Annotated in this window: 13 protein-coding genes; 12 read left to right on the top strand and 1 reads right to left on the bottom strand. The window is 72.3% G+C overall.

Going from position 1 to position 17,464, the window contains the following annotated elements:
• The 12 genes from OHS81_RS31860 (at position 1) to OHS81_RS31805 (ending at position 15,870) form a co-directional block, all read left to right on the top strand.
• The gene (locus OHS81_RS31860) at positions 1 to 1,278 is read left to right on the top strand and encodes an MFS transporter (protein ID WP_328391559.1); all 1,278 of its coding nucleotides are present in this window, start codon (positions 1 to 3) and stop codon (positions 1,276 to 1,278) included.
• A complete protein-coding gene (locus OHS81_RS31855) occupies positions 1,278 to 3,059 on the top strand; it encodes an IucA/IucC family protein (RefSeq protein ID WP_328388981.1) in 1,782 nt (593 codons plus the stop codon). Before OHS81_RS31860 ends, OHS81_RS31855 begins: the two co-directional genes overlap by 1 nt.
• A complete protein-coding gene (locus OHS81_RS31850; protein WP_328388979.1) occupies positions 3,056 to 4,303 on the top strand; it encodes a type III PLP-dependent enzyme in 1,248 nt (415 codons plus the stop codon). Before OHS81_RS31855 ends, OHS81_RS31850 begins: the two co-directional genes overlap by 4 nt.
• Positions 4,304 to 5,074, top strand: coding sequence for an HpcH/HpaI aldolase family protein (locus OHS81_RS31845; protein WP_328388977.1), 771 nt, complete (start codon positions 4,304 to 4,306; stop codon positions 5,072 to 5,074). It begins immediately after the preceding gene.
• Positions 5,075 to 5,161: 87 nt separating this feature from the next.
• Complete coding sequence (locus OHS81_RS31840) at positions 5,162 to 6,394, top strand: NAD(P)/FAD-dependent oxidoreductase (protein ID WP_328388975.1); 1,233 nt, start codon at positions 5,162 to 5,164, stop codon at positions 6,392 to 6,394.
• A gap of 141 nt (positions 6,395 to 6,535) precedes the next feature.
• The gene (locus tag OHS81_RS31835) at positions 6,536 to 10,807 is read left to right on the top strand and encodes a bifunctional nitrate reductase/sulfite reductase flavoprotein subunit alpha (RefSeq protein ID WP_328388973.1); all 4,272 of its coding nucleotides are present in this window, start codon (positions 6,536 to 6,538) and stop codon (positions 10,805 to 10,807) included.
• 162 nt (positions 10,808 to 10,969) lie between these two features.
• Positions 10,970 to 11,164, top strand: a complete 195-nt coding sequence (locus tag OHS81_RS31830) for a hypothetical protein (RefSeq protein ID WP_328388971.1) — start codon at positions 10,970 to 10,972, stop codon at positions 11,162 to 11,164.
• Between the two features lie 389 nt (positions 11,165 to 11,553).
• Entirely contained in the window at positions 11,554 to 12,393 is an 840-nt protein-coding gene (locus OHS81_RS31825; protein WP_328388969.1) for a hypothetical protein, read from the top strand.
• Between the two features lie 99 nt (positions 12,394 to 12,492).
• Positions 12,493 to 12,894, top strand: a complete 402-nt coding sequence (locus OHS81_RS31820) for a DUF7144 family membrane protein (RefSeq protein WP_328388967.1) — start codon at positions 12,493 to 12,495, stop codon at positions 12,892 to 12,894.
• Between the two features lie 28 nt (positions 12,895 to 12,922).
• Complete coding sequence (locus OHS81_RS31815; RefSeq protein ID WP_328388965.1) at positions 12,923 to 14,314, top strand: DUF2252 domain-containing protein; 1,392 nt, start codon at positions 12,923 to 12,925, stop codon at positions 14,312 to 14,314.
• A gap of 217 nt (positions 14,315 to 14,531) precedes the next feature.
• Entirely contained in the window at positions 14,532 to 15,521 is a 990-nt protein-coding gene (gene ku, locus OHS81_RS31810; RefSeq protein ID WP_328391557.1) for a non-homologous end joining protein Ku, read from the top strand.
• A gap of 121 nt (positions 15,522 to 15,642) precedes the next feature.
• A complete protein-coding gene (locus tag OHS81_RS31805; RefSeq protein WP_328388963.1) occupies positions 15,643 to 15,870 on the top strand; it encodes a DUF6458 family protein in 228 nt (75 codons plus the stop codon).
• 72 nt (positions 15,871 to 15,942) lie between these two features.
• On the opposite strand, the gene OHS81_RS31800 is transcribed toward OHS81_RS31805, so the two are convergent.
• Complete coding sequence (locus OHS81_RS31800; RefSeq protein WP_328388961.1) at positions 15,943 to 17,463, bottom strand: alpha/beta hydrolase; 1,521 nt, start codon at positions 17,461 to 17,463, stop codon at positions 15,943 to 15,945.
• Position 17,464: the final 1 nt, after the last annotated feature.

Below are 17,464 nucleotides of genomic sequence, written 5' to 3'. Positions count from 1 at the left end.
ATGAAAACCGCCACCGCCGCACGGGTCGAACCGCACGCCGTCGAGACCAAGGTCAGCCCCCAACTCGCCCGCCGCCAGGTGTTCGCCGTGGCCGGCTGCTACTTCGTGGCCTCGTTCGCCGCGCTGGGACTGCCGCCCTACCTCACCGAGATCCTGCCCGAGCTGGGCGACGGCGCCGCCCGCTGGGCCGGTCTGCTCTACGTCGTGCCCACCATCTTCGGCGCCATCGGCGCGCCGCTGTGGGGGCGGCTCGCGGACCGGTTCGGCCGCAAACGGCTGCTGCTGCGGGCGCAGTTGGGGCTCGCCGCGGCGTTCCTGCTGGCGGGCTGGGCCGACTCGATCGGCACCTTCGCCGCCGCCCTGGTGATCCAGGGCGTACTGGGCGGCACCTTCGCCGCCTCGAACGGCTACCTGGGGGCGGCGCTGGAGGGCCATGCGCTGTCCCGGGCGCTGACGCTGATGCAGGGCAGTGCCCGCGCGGCGCTGGTGTGCGCGCCGATCGTGGTCGGCTCGCTGACGCCGTGGCTGTCGCCGCACCGCCAGTACGCGCTGCTGGCCGTGCTGCCGCTGGCCGCCGCCGTGATGCTGGCGGCGCTGCCGGAGCCGCCGCGGACCCGGCCCGCCGCCCCGCAGGCCACCACCGCGGAGACCGAGGCGGACGGAACGCCGGTGGTCGAGCCCGCGGCCGAGCCCTCCGGGCGTGCCCCCGCCGCTTCCCTGCGGGCCCTGTACGCCATCGAGTTCGCCTTCGTCTTCTCCACCGTCATCTCGTTCCCGTACCTGATCTCCCTCATCAAGGAGCGGATACCCGGCACCGGACCGATGGTGTCCGGTGTCCTGTTCGCCCTGCCGCACATGTGCTACCTGATCGCCGCGATCCCGGTGCACTCGCTCTTCCGCAGCCGCCCCCGGGCCGGCATAGCGCTCGGCTTCGGCTGTATCGCGCTGGGCCTGGCCGGGCACGGCATCGCCCACTCGCTCACCGCGTTCGTCGCGGTGCGTGTGGTGCTCGGCGCCGGCCTCACCCTGGGCCTGGTCTGTATGTCGGTGCTGGCCGCCGACTGCGCCAAGGGCCGTGCCCCCGGCGGGCTGTTCGGGTCGATCGAATTCTTCTCCAAGGCCGGCGCGGTCGCCGCCGGTGTGGCCGCAGCGGCCGGCAACGACTGGTTCGGCCCCACCGCGCCCGTCCTGACCGGCACCGCGATAGCGCTGGTCACCGTGGTGGCGACCGCCGTCCCCCGCCTTCCCCGTACTCTCCGCACCCGCAGGAGCCTTTGATGCCCTCGCTGACCAATTCGCCCGCCCCCGCCCCGGACTGCGCCGCCCCCGCCACGCTGCCCACCGCGGACCAGGCCGTGGCGCACACCCTGCTCAACTGCCTGCTGCGGGAGGTGTCCGGACCCGAGCACCAGACCGCCGTCGACCACAGCCGGCTGCTGCTGCGGCTGCCGCGCCGCGGCGTGCTGCTGCGGGTCGCGCTGCGCCGTACCTCGCTGCTCGGCGCGCACCGGTTCACCGGCCCGGTGTCCGAGCAGACCGCCGACGGCTGGGCCGAGGTCGGCTGGCGCCGGCTGGCCGAGTACGTGCACGCCGAGCTGTCCCTGCGCACCGGTGTCGACAACGAGGAGTTCCTGGCCCAGATCGCCTCCAGCCACCAGGCCGTCTCGGCGGCGCTCGCGGCCCGTACGGAGCAGCACCCGGCCGTCCCGACGGCCGGCGCGGACGACTGGCAGGCCGCCTACGTCACCTCCGAGCAGTCGCTGCTCCTGGGCCACCGCTTCCACCCGACCCCCAAGGCCCGCACCGGCGACCCCACCGCCTGGCAGTCCTACGCCCCCGAGACCGGAGCCGTCTTCCCGCTGCTGCTGCTCGCCGTACGCGAGGAGCTGATCGCCGAGGAGGGGTCCGGCGACGGTGCCACCGACCCGCTGGACGCGCTGCACGCCGACGTCCCTGAGGGCTACCGGCTGCTGCCCGTCCACCCCTGGCAGTACGAGCTGCTGCGCGACCACGCGGGCCTGGCACAGGCGCTGGAGCGCGACGACGTCCGCGTCCTGGGCAGCAGCGAAACGCCGTTCGCCGCCACCGCGTCGGTGCGCACGCTCTACGACGGCGACGCGTTCTTGAAGTTCAGCCTGAACGTCCGGATCACCAACTGCCTCCGGAAGAACGCCAGTTACGAGCTGTCGGGCGCCGTGGCCCTCACCCGGCTGCTGGCGCCGGCGCTCACCGATCTCGCCACCCGCTTCCCCGGCGCCGCGGTGCTCCGGGAGCCCGCCTACCGCAGCCTCGCGCTGCCCGGCGCCGACGGCCGCCCGGACACCGAGCTGCTGGAGGGCTTCGGCGTCATCGTCCGCGAGGGCCTGTCCCAGCGACTGCTGCCGGGCACCACCCCGCTGCTGGCGGGCGCGGTCGCCGACGAGTACCCCACCAGCCCCGCGCACATCTCCCGCCTCCTGGACGGCGCCGGTCCGCACGCCGCGCTGGAGTGGTGGGCCGCCTACCTCAACCTGCTGGTGCCGCCGGTGCTCGCCGCCTACTTCGACCACGGCCTGGTGCTGGAGCCGCATCTGCAGAACGTGCTGGTCTGCGTCGACGGCGACGGGATGCCCGCACAGGTCCTCTTCCGCGACCTGGAGGGCACCAAGCTCGTCCCCGAGCACCACGCCGACCTGCTGGCCTCGCTGCCCGAGCAGATCGCGGCGCCGATGACCTACGACGCCCAGCGCGGCTGGGACCGGGTGGTGTACTGCCTGCTGGTCAACCACGTCGCCGAAATGCTGGCCGCGCTCGCCGATCTGCACCCGGACACCGAGACGGAGCTGTGGGCACAGGTCCGCCGCACCCTGCAGACCCACGCGGACCGGTACGGCTGCCCGCCGCGGCTGGCCGCCCTGCTGGCCGGCGTCCCGCTGCCCGCGAAGGCCAATCTGCTCACCCGCTGGGAGCGCAAGGCCGACCGTGAAGCCGGCTATGTCCTGCTGCCCTCGCCGCTGGCCGAGGCCGTTCTGTCGGGCGCCGTGCGTACCGACGACACCACCCCCTGGAGCGCCCGATGACCCCTCCCGCCCCCGCCCTCACCCCGGGCGTCCGCGACCGGGCCCTGTCCCTCGCGCCCGAGGAACTGCCCGCCTACCTCTACGACCTGACGGCGCTGCGCGCGCATCTGGCCGAGGTCCGGGCCGCGCTGCCCGAGCGCGTGGAGCTGTACTACGCGGCCAAGGCCAACCCGGAGCCGGAGATCCTTCAGGCGCTGCGCCCGTACGTGGACGGCTACGAGGTCTCCTCGGGCGGCGAGCTGGCGCACGTCGGCAAGGCCGTGCCGGACGCGCCGCTCGCCTTCGGCGGACCGGGCAAGACCCCCGCCGAGGTCACCCAGGCCCTGGAGCTGGGTGTGGCGCGCTTCCACGTGGAGAGCGTGTACGAGCTCCACATGCTCGCGAGCCTGGCCGCCCGCCTCGCGCCGCAGCGCCGGATCGCGGTGCTGGCCCGGTTCAACCTGCCGGTCGACGACGGCTCCCTGGACGGCAGTTCGCTCGCCATGGGCGGCCGGCCCACCCCCTTCGGGCTGGACCCCGCGCAGGCCGGTGAGGTCGTCACCCTGCTCACCGACGGCACCTACCCGCAGCTCGAACTCCGCGGCATCCACGCCCACCTGGCCAGCGGCCTGGAGGCACCCGAGCAGCTGGCCGTCTCGGAGGCCGTGGTCACCTGGGCCGCCGCCCTGGCCGCACACCACGGGATACCTCTCTCCGAGGTGACCATCGGCGGCGGCATGGCCGTCGACTACGCCGCCCCGGAGCGCCGGTTCGACTGGGCGGCGTACGGTGCGGGTCTGGCGCGGCTCGCCGATGCCCACCCCGGCTTCACCCTGCGCATCGAGCCCGGGCGTGCGCTGACCGCGTACTGCGGCTGGTACGCCACCGAGGTGCTGGATGTGAAGCACAGCCACGGCGAGGAGTTCGCCGTGGTCCGCGGCGGCACCCACCATCTGCGCACGCCCGCGACCAAGGGACACGACCAGCCGTGCACGGTTCTGCCGTCCGACGCGCCCTGGCCGCACCCCTGGCCGCGGTCGGCGGCGCGGGGCGACCAGGTCACCGTCGCCGGGCAGCTGTGCACCCCCAAGGACGTCCTCGCCCGCAACGTCCCGGCGCCGGGGCTGCGGGCCGGTGACCGGGTGGTGTTCGGGGTGGCCGGGGCGTACGCCTGGAACATCTCGCACCACGACTTCCTGATGCACCCGCGCCCCGGCTTCCACTTCCTCGGTGCCGGGGAGCCCGGTGCGGCCGGGGAGGTCTGAGTGCTGCGCCCCAACGAGGTCCGGCGCAGGCTCGCCGCGGGCGAGGAGGCGTACGGACTGTTCAGCACGCTGCCCGAGCCCACCATGGTCGAGATGATCGGCTGCGCCGGCTACGACTTCGTCATCCTGGACACCGAGCACACGCTCGTCGACCCGCAGCGGCTGGAAAACCTCATCAGGGCCGCCGAGACGACCGGGCTCACCCCGTTCGTCCGGGTCCCCGAGGCCGACCCCGGCGCCGTGCTGCGCGCCCTGGACGCCGGGGCGATGGGCATCGTCGTCCCGCACGTCCGGGAGCGCGCGGACATCGACGCCACGATCCGCGCCGCCCGCTACGCGCCCGAGGGCATGCGCTCCCTCAACGGCGGCCGGGGCCCCGGCTTCGGCCGCATCGACCCGGCCGACTACCTCCGCCGGGCCAACGAGGAGATCATGATCGTGGCGCTCATCGAGGACGCCGAGGGGGTCGAGGCGATCGACGACATCCTCTCCCCCGGCGGCGTCGACCTGGTCCTGCCAGGACCCGGCGACCTCTCCCAGTCCTACGGGGTCCCCTGGCAGGTCCGGCACCCCCGCGTCCGGGAGGCGGTCCGCGGCCTCCGCGGCGCCTGCGCCCGCCACGAGGTGTCCTTCTGCGCCATGTCCACCACGCCGGAGCGCCGCGCGGAGTGGCGCGCCGACGGCGTCCGGGCCTTCGTCGTGGGCGAGGACCGGGATCTGACGGCGCGGGCGCTGCGGGGACATCTGGAGCGGACCGCCGGGCGGGACTGACGGCAACTCCTTCGGCGGTACCCGCCCGGGCCCCGGGCGGGTAACTGATGACCGGGTAACCGATCGTCCGAAGGAGCTGAGCGGGACATGGCCCAGAACACGGCATTCATCATCGCGGGAGCGGGGCTGGCCGGCGCGAAGGCCGCGGAGACACTGCGGGCGGAGGGCTTCGACGGCCCCGTGGTCCTGCTGGGTGACGAGCGCGAGCGTCCCTATGAGCGTCCGCCGCTGTCCAAGGGCTACCTCCTGGGCACCTCCGAGAAGGAGAAGGTGTACGTCCACCCGCCGCAGTGGTACGCCGAGCACGACGTCGACCTGCGCCTGGGCAACGCCGTCACCGCGCTCGACCCGGCCGGCCACGAGGTGACCCTCGCCGACGGCAGCAGGCTGGGCTACGCCAAGCTGCTGCTGGCCACCGGCTCCACCCCCCGCCCGCTGCCGGTGCCCGGCGCCGACCTCGAAGGGGTCCACACGCTGCGGCGCCTGGCGGACAGCGACCGGCTCAAGGAGGTCTTCCGCTCCGCGTCCCGGGTCGTGGTGATCGGCGGTGGCTGGATCGGTCTGGAGACCACGGCCGCCGCGCGGGCGGCCGGTGCCGAGGTCACCGTGCTGGAGTCGGCGCCGCTGCCCCTGCTGGGGGTGCTGGGCCCCGAGGTCGCCCAGATCTTCGCCGGTCTCCACACCGGGCACGGTGTCGCGCTGCGCTGCGGCACCCAGGTCACGGAGATCACCGGCACGAACGGTGCGGTGGACGGGGTGCGGTTGGCCGACGGCACCCGGATCGCGGCCGATGCGGTCATCGTCGGCATCGGCATCACCCCCAACACCGAGCCGGCCGCCGCGGCCGGGCTCAAGGTCGACAACGGGGTCGTGGTGGACGAGCGGCTGTGCTCCTCGCACCCGGACATCTACGCCGCCGGCGATGTCGCCAACGCCTACCACCCCCTCCTGGGCAGGCATCTCCGCGTCGAGCACTGGGCCAACGCCCTCCACCAGCCCCGGACCGCCGCCCGGGCCATGCTGGGCCAGGAGGTCCGCTACGACCGGCTGCCGTACTTCTTCACCGACCAGTACGACCTGGGCATGGAGTACACGGGATACGTGGAACCGGCGGGGTATGACCGGGTCGTCTTCCGCGGCGACACCGCCGCCCGTGAGTTCATCGCCTTCTGGCTGTCCGGCGGCCGGGTGCTGGCCGGGATGAATGTGAACGTCTGGGACGTCACCGATCCGATCCGGGCCCTGGTGGCGAGCGGGCAGGCCGTGGACCCGGAGCGGCTGGCCGACACGGACGTACCGCTGGACGCGCTCCTCTCCTGAGCGGCGGCCGCCGGCCGTTCTCACGGGGCGCGGCCGGCGACTGTGTGGCCGCCGTAACGACGGGTGATCACCAGGCGTGACACCCGGTTAACGGGCGATTCCTACCGTGGTCGGAGCAGCCGACCACGAAGGGGATCACCCGTGACCGCACCGGAACCGCCGGCCGAGAGCATCACGCAGGTGCGCACCGCATGCTCGTACTGCGGCGTCGGCTGCGGGATCGTGCTGGATGTGGCGACGGGCCCGGACGGGCGGCGGACGGTCCGCAAGGCGGCCGGTGACAAGGCCCACCCGGCGAACGGCGGGCGACTGTGCACCAAGGGCGCGACCAGCGCCGAACTGCTCGCCGCGCCGGGGCGGCTGTCGACCGCCCTGGTGCGCGCGGACCGCGGCGACGAGCCGGCACCCGAGGCGATGGACACCGCGATCAAGCGGACCGCCGGGCGGCTGCGCGAGATCGTCGACGCGCACGGACCGGACGCCCTCGCCCTCTACGTCTCCGGGCAGATGACCCTGGAGGCGCAGTACGTGGCGAACAAGCTCGCCAAGGGCTTCGTCCGCACCCGGCACATCGAGTCCAACTCGCGGCTGTGCATGGCGAGCGCGGGCAGCGGTTACAAGCTGTCGCTGGGCGCGGACGGCCCGCCCGGCTCGTACCAGGACTTCGAGCACGCCGAGGTCTTCTTCGTCATCGGCTCGAACATGGCCGACTGCCATCCGATCCTCTTCCTGCGGATGCGGGAGAGGGTGAAGGCGGGCGCCAAGCTGATCGTGGTCGATCCCCGGCGCACCGCCACCGCCGCCAAGGCCGATCTGTTCCTGCAGATCGCGCCGGGTACGGACCTGGCGCTGCTCAACGGCCTGCTGCACCTGCTGGTCGAAAGCGGCGCCATCGACCGCGAGTTCATCGCCGAGCACACCGAGGGCTGGGAGGCGATGCCGGACTTCCTGCGGGACTATCCGCCCTCGGTGGTCTCGGAGATCACCGGGATACCGGAGGCGGACCTGCGCCGGGCCGCCGAGTGGATCGGCGCGGCGGGCGACTGGATGAGCTGCTGGACCATGGGCCTGAACCAGAGCACCCATGGCACCTGGAACACCAACGCCCTGATCAACCTGCATCTGGCGACCGGTGCGATCTGCCGCCCCGGCAGCGGCCCCTTCTCGCTCACCGGTCAGCCCAATGCGATGGGCGGCCGCGAGATGGGCTACATGGGCCCGGGCCTGCCCGGCCAGCGCTCGACGCTGGTGCCCGGCGACCGGGCCTTCGTCGAAGAGCTGTGGGGCCTTGCGGCGGGGACGCTGCGCGCTGACGAAGGGGGTCAGGGGACCGTCGAGATGTTCCGGCGGATGGCGGACGGGGACATCAAGGCGTGCTGGATCATCTGCACCAACCCCGTCGCCTCGGTCGCCAACCGCAGGACGGTCATCGAGGGGCTGGAGGCGGCCGAGTTCGTCGTCTCGCAGGACGTCTTCGCGGAGACCGAGACCCATGCCTACGCCGATGTGGTGCTGCCGGCCGCCATGTGGGCCGAGTCCGAGGGCGTGATGGTCAATTCGGAGCGCAACCTGACGCTGGTGCGGCAGGCCGCCGATCCTCCCGGCGAGGCCTGGCCGGACTGGCGGATCATCGCCCGGATCGCCTGCGAGATGGGCTACGAGGACGCCTTCGGGTACGAGAGCGCGGAGGAGATATTCGAGGAGATCAAGCGCGCCTGGAACCCGCAGACCGGCTATGACCTGCGCGGGGTGAGCTATGAGCGGCTGCGGGACACCCCCGTGCAGTGGCCCAGCGCGGCCGCCGACGGCCCCGACCGCAATCCGGTGCGCTACCTCAACGACGGCAGCAGCCAGACCCTTCGGGAGCGGCCGGACGGCACCCGTCCCCGGCTGGCCTTCCCCACCGCCGGCGGCCGGGCCGCCTTCTTCGCCCGCCCGCACCTCCCGGCAGCCGAGCTGCCCGACGACGACTTCCCGTATGTGCTGAACACCGGGCGGCTGCCGCACCAGTGGCACACCCTGACCAAGACCGGCAAGGTCGCCAAGCTGAACAAGCTCGACCCCGGCCCCTTCGTGGAGCTCCATCCGGACGACGCCAAGGCGCTGGGCATCGCGGAGGGCGACCCCGTCGAGGTCGCCTCACGGCGCGGCCGGGCGGTGCTGCCCGCCGTGCCGACCGACCGGGTACGGCCCGGGAACTGCTTTGCGCCGTTCCACTGGAACGACCTGTTCGGCGAATACCTCAGCGTCAACGCGGTCACCCATGACGCGGTCGACCCGGTCTCCTTCCAGCCCGAGTTCAAGGTGTGCGCGGTGTCGTTGGCCAGGGTGGCGGGCGAGGCGGGGCACGGGCCGGGAGGGGCGGGCACAGCGCATACGGACGGCGCGCCCAAGGCCGGTGCGGACCAGGAGTCGCGTACGGGCCAGGACTCCGGTACGGGCCAGGGCGGCCAGGGGCCCGGCGCCCAGCGGACGGTGGCGGTGCTGGCCGAGGTGTTCCAGCTCGGCGGCAGTGCCCCGCCGGTGCTGGCCGGCCACGAACGCCGCTACCTGTCCGGCTTCCTCGCCGGGCTGGGCTCCGGAACCACCGCCGGCACGCCCGTCCTGCCCTCCCACGCCCCCTTCGCTACGGAGAGCGCGCTATGGGTCAACGGCGTGCTGGCCGGGATGTTCTCGCGGGCACCGGACACCCGGCCGGTGCCCGCGGGCCCGGCGGACACCGCAGAAGAGGCCGACGCCCGGCCCGCCCGTACGGTCCTGGTCCTGTGGGCCTCGCAGACCGGCAACGCGGAAGAGGCCGCCGCCGACACGGCCCGGCGCCTGCAGGGCAGCGGGCGGGATGCAACGCTGCTGAGCATGGCCGACAGCGCACCGGCCACCCTGCCCCGCGGCGCCGATCTGCTCCTGGTCACCAGCACCTTCGGCGACGGCGACGCCCCCGACAACGGGGCGGGCTTCTGGGAGACCCTGAACGCGCCGGACAGCCCGCGGCTGGACGGTGTGCGCTACTCCGTCCTCGCGCTGGGCGATTCCTCGTACGACGACTTCTGCGGACACGGCCGCCGCCTCGACGCCCGGCTCGCCGAACTGGGCGCGGAGCGGCTGGCGCCGCGCACGGACTGCGAACCGGACTACGAGCAGCCGGCGGGGCTGTGGCTCGACCAGGTCCTCACGGCCCTGGAGTCCGGCACGGAGCCGGGCGGAGGGGCGGACACCGGCACCGCCGGGGCCCCGGCCCCCGCGGCTCCCGCCCCGGAGGCCACCCCGGCTCCCGCCCCTGCCCGGCCCTCCAAGGCCGCGCCCGCCACCGTCCGCCTCGTCGGCAATCAGCTGCTCAGCCGCCCCGGGGCCGCCAAGGAGGTACGGCAGTTCACCTTCGACACCCGCGACGGTGACGGACCGCCGCTGGACTACGAGGCCGGCGACGCGCTCGGCGTGCTGCCGCGGAACTGCCCGGACCTCGTCGCGGAGTGGCTGGCCGTCACCGGCCTCGATCCCGCCGCCGCCGTCGACCTCGCGGGCCTCGGCACGGTGCCGCTGGGCGAGGCCCTGCACCGCCATCTCGATATCGCCCGGATCACCCCCGGGCTCCTCCGGCTGATCGCCGAACGCACCGGCGACCGGGTCCTGAAGAAGCTGCTGCGGCCGGACAACAAGGGCGAGCTGGCCCAGTGGGCCTGGAGCCGGCAGGCCGTCGACGTCCTCGCCGAACACCCGGTGCGGGCCGGTGCGGCGGAGTGGGCGGGCGTCCTCACCCGCCTGCAGCCGCGGCTGTACTCCCTCTCGTCGAGCCCGCTGACCGATCCCGCCCTGGTCCGGCTGACGGTCTCCGTGGTCCGCTACGAAAACCGTCAGGGCCGCCCGCGCAAGGGCGTCGCCTCCACCTTTCTGGCCGATGCCGAGCCCGGGTGCCCGGTGCCGGTGTTCGTCCAGCGCACCGCCCACTTCCGGCCGCCGGCCGATCCGGCCACCCCGATGGTGATGGTGGGCCCCGGCACCGGCGTCGCGCCCTTCCTCGGCTTCCTCGACGAGCGGCGGGCCCGCGGCCACCGCGCCCCCAACTGGCTCTTCTTCGGCGAGCAGCGCCGGGCCACGGACTTCTACCACGAGGAGGCACTGGGCCGGCTGCACCGTGACGGGCTGCTCACCCGTCTGGACACCGCCTTCTCCCGCGATCAGCGCGCCAAGGTCTACGTCCAGGACCGGATGCGCGAACACGGCGCCCAGCTGTGGTCCTGGCTCCAGGACGGCGCCCATTTCTATGTGTGCGGCGATGCGTCCCGGATGGCCAGGGACGTCGACCGTGCGCTGCGGGACATCGCCGTCGCCCACGGCGGCCTGGCGGAGGAGGCCGCCGCCGGCTACGTCAAGCAGCTCGCGGCGGAGAAGCGCTACGTCCGCGACGTGTACTGAGGGATCCGCCGGCCGGGCACGGGGCGCATGCCTTCGTCGTCATGAACTGCACGAACCACTGCATCACCGCGTGAACAGACCGTTTCACGCATGCACCCACGGGTTTTGCCGGACGGGCCGACCGGAGGCATTGGACGGACGATGGGGAGGAAGGAGAACTCCATGACCTTGACGACCGTCCATGCCATGACCACCGAGCCGTCGCCCAAGGGGCCGGGGCCCGTGCCGAGTGACCCGCACCCGGTGCCGCACGACCCGGAGCCCGCCGAGCCGGAACCGGAGGAGCCCGGCCCGGACCCGGGGGAGCCACCCGGCGCGGAACCGGGCGACCACCCTGCGCCCGAGCCGCCCGACTGAAGGGCTATGGCACCGGCTGCACGCCATGATGGCCAATCCGCTGCTGACGGCGCCGCTGCGACCCGAACACATCAAACCGCGGCTGCTGGGCCACTGGGGCACCTCGCGTGATCGCCGTTTGTGGGGAGCGCTTCGCATGGTCGGCGCAGGACCGGCAAGGAGACCAGCATGCCGCGCGGAGCGAGCGTGCGGCGCTCGGCCGCCGAGGAGCGAAGGGTGAGGAGCACATGACGGTGCGACAGCCACCAGGACCGCCAGGACCCACCCATCCGGATCCGGTGCCGCCCACACCGGGCCCGGTGCCCGCCCCGGTCCCCGCCCCGGGCACCGGCACGACGACCTGACGAGGCGCTACCGGCATTCCCGTACGGGATCGTTAGGCTCGGCAGGTGGGCCATTTTGAGGAGCGCGCCGAGGGCGCGGGACCGTTCACCACCCGGCTGACCTGGCGCCTCGCCGCAGGCGACACCGCCATCTGGGAGTCGCGGGCGGCCCGCAAGCGCGGGACGCTCGCGGTGCGGCCCGCCGGGGCCACCCACACCAGCGCGCGGCGCGCCGACGCCCCGGCGCTGGTCCGGCTGCGCAGGCTCAACAACATCGCCGCGGTCTCCTTCCTTCTCGGCGGGGCGCTGTTCGCCCTCGGTGCGGCGCTCGCCCAGTTCAGCTCCGAGCGACCGACCGTGACCGCCACGATCTACTTCGTCGGCGGCGCGTTCTTCACCCTCGGCGGCTATGCCTCACTCGTCCAGGCCATCAACGCGCCACGCCGGGAGAGTACGGCGGGTGCGCTGACCACGCACCGTTTCCGCTGGTGGAGCTACGAACCGGGCCGGATCGACTGGCTGACCACCTTCCTGCTGTTCGCCGGGACGCTGGTCTTCGGCATCAATCTGCTGGATTCGTTCCTGCAGGGACTCACGGCCCGGCAGATGGACCGGCTGGTCTGGACGCCCGACATGATCGGCTGCCTGCTGTTCCTGATTTCCGGGCAGCTGGCGGTCGTCGAGGTCTGTCATCGCCTGCTGTGCCTCCACCGGCGCAGTCTCGGCTGGTGGATCGTCGCGGTCAATCAGTTCGGCTCCGTGCTCTTCATGGTGTCCGCCGTGGCCGCTTTCACCCGGCCTGAGACCGGAAGCCTGGTCAGCGTTGGTATCGCCAATGGGGGAACCCTCACGGGGGCGCTGTGCTTCGCGGTGGCCGGGGTGCTCCAGGCCTTCGAACGTCCCTGACATGCGGCTCACCGGTACCTGTGTAAACGTGGATTTGCTGTATCGACGGTCGGCAGGTCCGGTTCGGACGGCCAGGTTTCTCAAGTGAAGGAGTGCCCCATGGCCACGCAGAAGCACAGCGTGAGCGGATGGACAGCGTTCGCCGCAGTACTGATGATCTTCGGTGGCGCCATGGCCTTCCTGGAGGGCATCTCCGCCATCGCGAAGGACCACCTCTTCGTCACCACGCAAAACTATGTGTTCTCGTTCAGCCTCACGGGCTGGGGCTGGATCCACCTCATCCTGGGCATCGTCATCCTCCTCGCGGGTGTCGCACTGCTCGCCACCGGCGCGATGTGGGCGCGGGTGATCGGTGTCATCCTGGCGGGCTTCGGCGCGCTGGCGAACTTCCTGTGGATCCCCCACTACCCGTTCTGGGCCATCGTGCTGGTCGCCATCAACATCTTCATCATCTGGGCGCTGTGTACGGACAACCACCATCACGCCGCGGCCGCCCGGTGACCTGAACCACCGAAAGCCGGCCCCGGCCATGACCTCCGTACCCACCCCGCAGGAACGCGCGGAACAGGGCAGGGCACTTCGCTCCGAAGTGCCCCGCTCGTGTCATGCGGAGTTCAGCCCCTCGGCTTCCCGTGCCGATCCGGTGGACATCATCGAACGGCAGTCGGCCCTGCGGGTACCGGAGTTGGTGCCCCTGCGCTACGGGCGGATGCTGGAGTCACCCTTCCGCTTCTACCGCGGCGCCGCCGCCATCATGGCGGCGGACCTGGCCACGACGCCGTCCACGGGGCTGCGGACCCAGCTGTGCGGGGACGCCCATCTGCTGAATTTCCGGCTGCTGGCCTCCCCCGAACGCCATCTGATGTTCGATCTCAACGACTTCGACGAGACCTTGCCCGGCCCGTGGGAGTGGGACGTCAAACGGCTGGCGGCCAGCTTCGCCATCGCGGGACGCGAGAACGGCTTCCCCGAGAAGGTGCGGACCGGCATCGTCCGGGCCGCCGGCGCATCCTACCGCGAGCAGATGCGCCGCTACGCGGAGATGCGCACCCTGGAGGTCTGGTACGCCCATGCCGATATGGCCGACGTGGAGGCCGAGGAAGCGCATGAGCTGACCAGCAGAGGCCGCGCCGGGCTGGCCCGCACCATCGCGGAGGCCCGTACGCACGACACCGTGCAGGCGTATCGCAAGCTGACCCGGAGGAGCGGCGGCCAGGTGCGGATCGCCGCCGACCCGCCGTTGATCGTGCCGCTGGACGATCTGCTGCCGGACGTCGAACGTGACCAGCTGACGGACCAGATCCGCGGGCTGATCCGGGACTACGGCCGCACGCTGCGTTCGGACCATCGCCGGCTGCTGGAGCAGTACCGGGTCGTCGACGTGGCACGCAAGGTCGTCGGGGTCGGCAGTGTGGGCACCCGTTGCTGGATCGTGCTGCTGCTCGGCAAGGACACGGACGACCCGCTGCTGCTGCAGGCCAAGGAGGCCGACGATTCCGTACTCGCCGCCCACGCCGGACCGAGCCTCTACACCCACCAGGGCGAACGCGTCGCGGCCGGCCAGCGGCTGATGCAGGCCGCCGGCGACATCTTCCTCGGCTGGGCGCGGACCACCGGCATCGACGGGCGCCAACGCGACTTCTATATACGCCAGTTGCGTGACTGGAAAGGCATCATGCCGACGGATGCGATGGTGCCAACGGGTATGCAGCGGTTCGCCGTACGCTGCGGGGCCACCCTGGCCCGCGCGCACGCCAGGTCCGGCGACCGGATCGCGATCGGTGCCTATCTCGGCAGCGGCACGGTCTTCGAGGAGGCGCTGGCGCGGTTCGCGGAGCGCTACGCGGACCGCAACGAACTCGATCACCAGGCGCTCGGGGAGGCGGTCCGGAGCGGCCGGGTCGCGGCCGCGCCCTCCTGAGCGGGCGGGAGACAGCCGGGCGCGGAGGCAGCCACGGCGGCGGGAGGCAGCCGGGCGGCGGGCGGTGTCCGGGCGGCGGGAGGTGTCCGGGTACGGCACCGGGGGGACGTGCCGGGCCGGGCCGCCACCGGATGGGCGTATCCGGATTTGCCCGGGATGTCACCTCTGTCCGCCCCGCCTAGCATGGTGCCGAATGGCTCCGATGAAGGCGGCCCCCATGCGCCCCACGGCGAAGTTCTCCATCAGCTTCGGCCTGGTCACGATCCCGGTCGCCGCATACAACGCCACGGACAGCTCCACGTCGGTCAGCTTTGTGCGGATCCATACGGCGGACGGCGGCCGGGTGCGCAATCAGCCCGTCTGCTCGCTGGAAGGCATCGAGATCACCCCGGACGAGATCGGCCGGGGCTACAAGCCCGACGGCGGCGACACCGTCGTACCGCTGAGCGACGACGATCTGGACGCACTGCCGCTGCCGACCGCGAAGACGCTGACGATCCTGGCCTTCGTCGCCGGCGGCGACATCGACCCGCTGCAGATGGGCAAGGGGTACTACCTGGGTATCGACAGTCCTGCCGCGGCCAAGCCCTACGTCCTGCTGCGCGAGGCGATGGAGCGGCATCAGCGCGTCGGGCTCGGCAAGATCGCGTTGCACGGGCGGGAGACGCTGGCCATGATCCGCCCGGTGGAGGACGCGCTGGTCATGCAGGTGCTGCTGTGGCCGCACCAGATCCGCTCGCTGGACGGGGTGCTGCCCGAGCGGCAGACGGAGGTCGCCCCTGCCGAGGTGGCGGCCGCCGAGACGCTGATGGATTCCTTCGGCGAGCTGTCGGAGGACGATGTGCACGATCACTACCGTGAAGCGCTCGAAGAGATCGTGGCGGCGAAGCTGGCGCATCGCGAGCCGGAGTTCCCGGCCGGCGAGGAGCAGCCGACCGGGCAGGTGATGGACCTGATGGCGGCCCTTCAGGACAGCGTCCGCGCGGCCAGGAAGTCCCGCGGCGAGGACGAGGACGAGGCCGCCGGGGGCTCGTCGGGCGGCGGTGCCGGACCGGGGCGCACCACGAAGAAGAGCACGGCGAAGAAGACGGCGGCCAAGAAGGCCGCAGGGAAGAAGGTGGCGGCGAAGAAGTCCGCTGCCACCAAGACCGCCGCCAAGAAGGCCACTGCCAAGAAGGCGAGCGGGGGCGGGCGGCGGGCCGGCTGAGCCCCGCTCGGGACCCGGGCCCACCGGCCGCCCCGCCCCGCAGCGCACATACGGCGCCCGCCCCGGGGTACGCGCTCCCTCAACAGGACTTCCCGGCCGGACAGTTATGGAGGCTGACGCCATGGGTATCGGCGGGTGCATCGTTCTGCTCGCGGTGGGGGCCATCCTCACGTTCGCGGTGGACTGGCACATAGCGGGGATCAACGTCGACCTGGTGGGGATCATCATGATGATCGTCGGCATCATCGGCATCGCCACGTATGTGAGCATCCTCAAGCGGCGGCGTACCCAGCCGCCGTCCCCCGGCGCACCCGTCGTCGACGTCGAGGACAACCGCTACTACAGGTAGCCGCTGACGGAGGGGCGCTTCACCTCCGCCGGTACGGCCCTCCGCCGGTACGGCCCTCAGCCGGTACGGCCCTCAGCCGCAGGAGATCTTCCCCTTCGGCAGGGTGCCGTTCAGCAGGAAGTCGTCCACATGGCGTTGCACGCAGGGGTCGCCGGTGGTGTAGGCGGCGTGCCCCTCGCCGCGGAAGGTCAGCACGGTGCTGGAATTGTCCAGCTCACGGGCCATGTTGAAGGCACCCTGGTAGGGGGTCGCCGGATCGTTGGTGGTCGCGACGAGCAGAATCGGCGGCGCATCGGGCGCCGCGACATCCCGGGAGGCGTCGTCGCCCGCCACGGGCCAGGAGTAGCAGTCCAGCAGGGTCGGGGCGATGTCCGGGCCGAAGAGCGGGGAAGCCTTGGTGAGTTCGCGCTCCGCCCGGGGGTAATCGCGTTCGCCGTAGCGTTCCGAGGTGTCCCGGCAGGAGATCGCCCGCAGGGCCAGCTGATCCTGCGACGGTAGGTCGTCCTGGCCGACCCGCCGTGCCGGGACGCTGCCGGCACGGGCGGCACTGCTGCCCCCCGCGTCACTCAGGCGGAGAATCCCCGAGGCGTCCCCGCTCCGCAGCTGCGACAGGGCCTGCCGCAGCGCCGGCCAGTCGCTCCTGCTGTACAGGGCCTCGCGCAAGGCGTACACATAGGTGGTCTCGTCCACCGTCTCCCCCTTCGCCTTCATCGGCTGATCGCTCAACTCCCGGTACCAGGCCCGCAGTTGATCCTGCGCCTTGTGCTCGTCGGTGCCCAGCGAGCAGTCCGGCCGACGGGTGCAGTCGGCGGCGAAGTCGTCCAGCGCCCGCTGGAACCCCCGGGCCTGGGACAGCGCGATCTGCCATTGGTTCTTGGTCGGGTCCTCGACGCTGTCCAGGACCATCCGGCCGACCTTGTGCGGGAACTCGTGGGCGTAGACCGCCCCGAGCTTGGTGCCGTACGAGAACCCCAGGTAGTTGAGCTTGTCGTCATGGACCGCGGCGCGCAGGACGTCCATGTCCCGGGCGACATCCGGCGTGCCGACCCACCGCAGCAGACCACCGGAGTAGCGGCCGCAGGCCTCGTTGATGCGCTTCTCTTTCGCGGCAAGGCTGTCGTCGGCGCCCTTGCCGGGTGGAGCGAGCTTGCTGCCGCAGGAGACCGGGTCGGTATGGCCGGTGCCGCGCGGATCGAAGCTCACGATGTCGTAGCGCTGCCCCAGCCGGGCGAAGGCGCTCCCGCTGTCGGTCAGGTAGTTGACGCCGGAAGCACCCGGTCCACCAGGGTTGAGCACCAGGGAGCCGATCCGTTTGCCGGGCCCGGTCGCCTTCAGCCGGATCAGCTGGACCTGCGTCGTGTTCCGTCCGGGGTTGCGGTAGTCCCGTGGGACCTCCAGCCGGGCGCACTCCAGACGCTCGCGGAAGCCGGCCGGCCGGCCGGTGCCGTCGCTCTGCGCACCGTTCTGCAGATCCTTGCCGCAGGGTTCCCAGGACAGTTTCTGCTGGTAGAAGGACGTCAGGTCCGGATCATCGGCTGCCGCCGCGGCCGGGGTTCCCGCGAACCCGCCGAGCAGCGCCGCCACCGCGGCCACC

Origin of the sequence: Streptomyces sp. NBC_00400 (assembly GCF_036048035.1) — a bacterium.
GTDB lineage: Bacteria > Actinomycetota > Actinomycetes > Streptomycetales > Streptomycetaceae > Streptomyces.
This window is presented reverse-complemented; position numbering and strand designations above follow the sequence as displayed.

What these genes read in the sequence shown, in the direction of transcription:
- OHS81_RS31850 (WP_328388979.1), top strand. Translation starts at nt 3,056, where the DNA reads ATGACCCCTCCCGCCCCCGCCCTCACCCCGGGCGTCCGCGACCGGGCC.
- OHS81_RS31805 (WP_328388963.1), top strand. Translation starts at nt 15,643, where the DNA reads ATGGGTATCGGCGGGTGCATCGTTCTGCTCGCGGTGGGGGCCATCCTC.
- OHS81_RS31820 (WP_328388967.1), top strand. Translation starts at nt 12,493, where the DNA reads ATGGCCACGCAGAAGCACAGCGTGAGCGGATGGACAGCGTTCGCCGCA.
- OHS81_RS31830 (WP_328388971.1), top strand. Translation starts at nt 10,970, where the DNA reads ATGACCTTGACGACCGTCCATGCCATGACCACCGAGCCGTCGCCCAAG.
- OHS81_RS31860 (WP_328391559.1), top strand. Translation starts at nt 1, where the DNA reads ATGAAAACCGCCACCGCCGCACGGGTCGAACCGCACGCCGTCGAGACC.
- OHS81_RS31840 (WP_328388975.1), top strand. Translation starts at nt 5,162, where the DNA reads ATGGCCCAGAACACGGCATTCATCATCGCGGGAGCGGGGCTGGCCGGC.
- OHS81_RS31855 (WP_328388981.1), top strand. Translation starts at nt 1,278, where the DNA reads ATGCCCTCGCTGACCAATTCGCCCGCCCCCGCCCCGGACTGCGCCGCC.
- ku (WP_328391557.1), top strand. Translation starts at nt 14,532, where the DNA reads ATGCGCCCCACGGCGAAGTTCTCCATCAGCTTCGGCCTGGTCACGATC.
- OHS81_RS31815 (WP_328388965.1), top strand. Translation starts at nt 12,923, where the DNA reads ATGACCTCCGTACCCACCCCGCAGGAACGCGCGGAACAGGGCAGGGCA.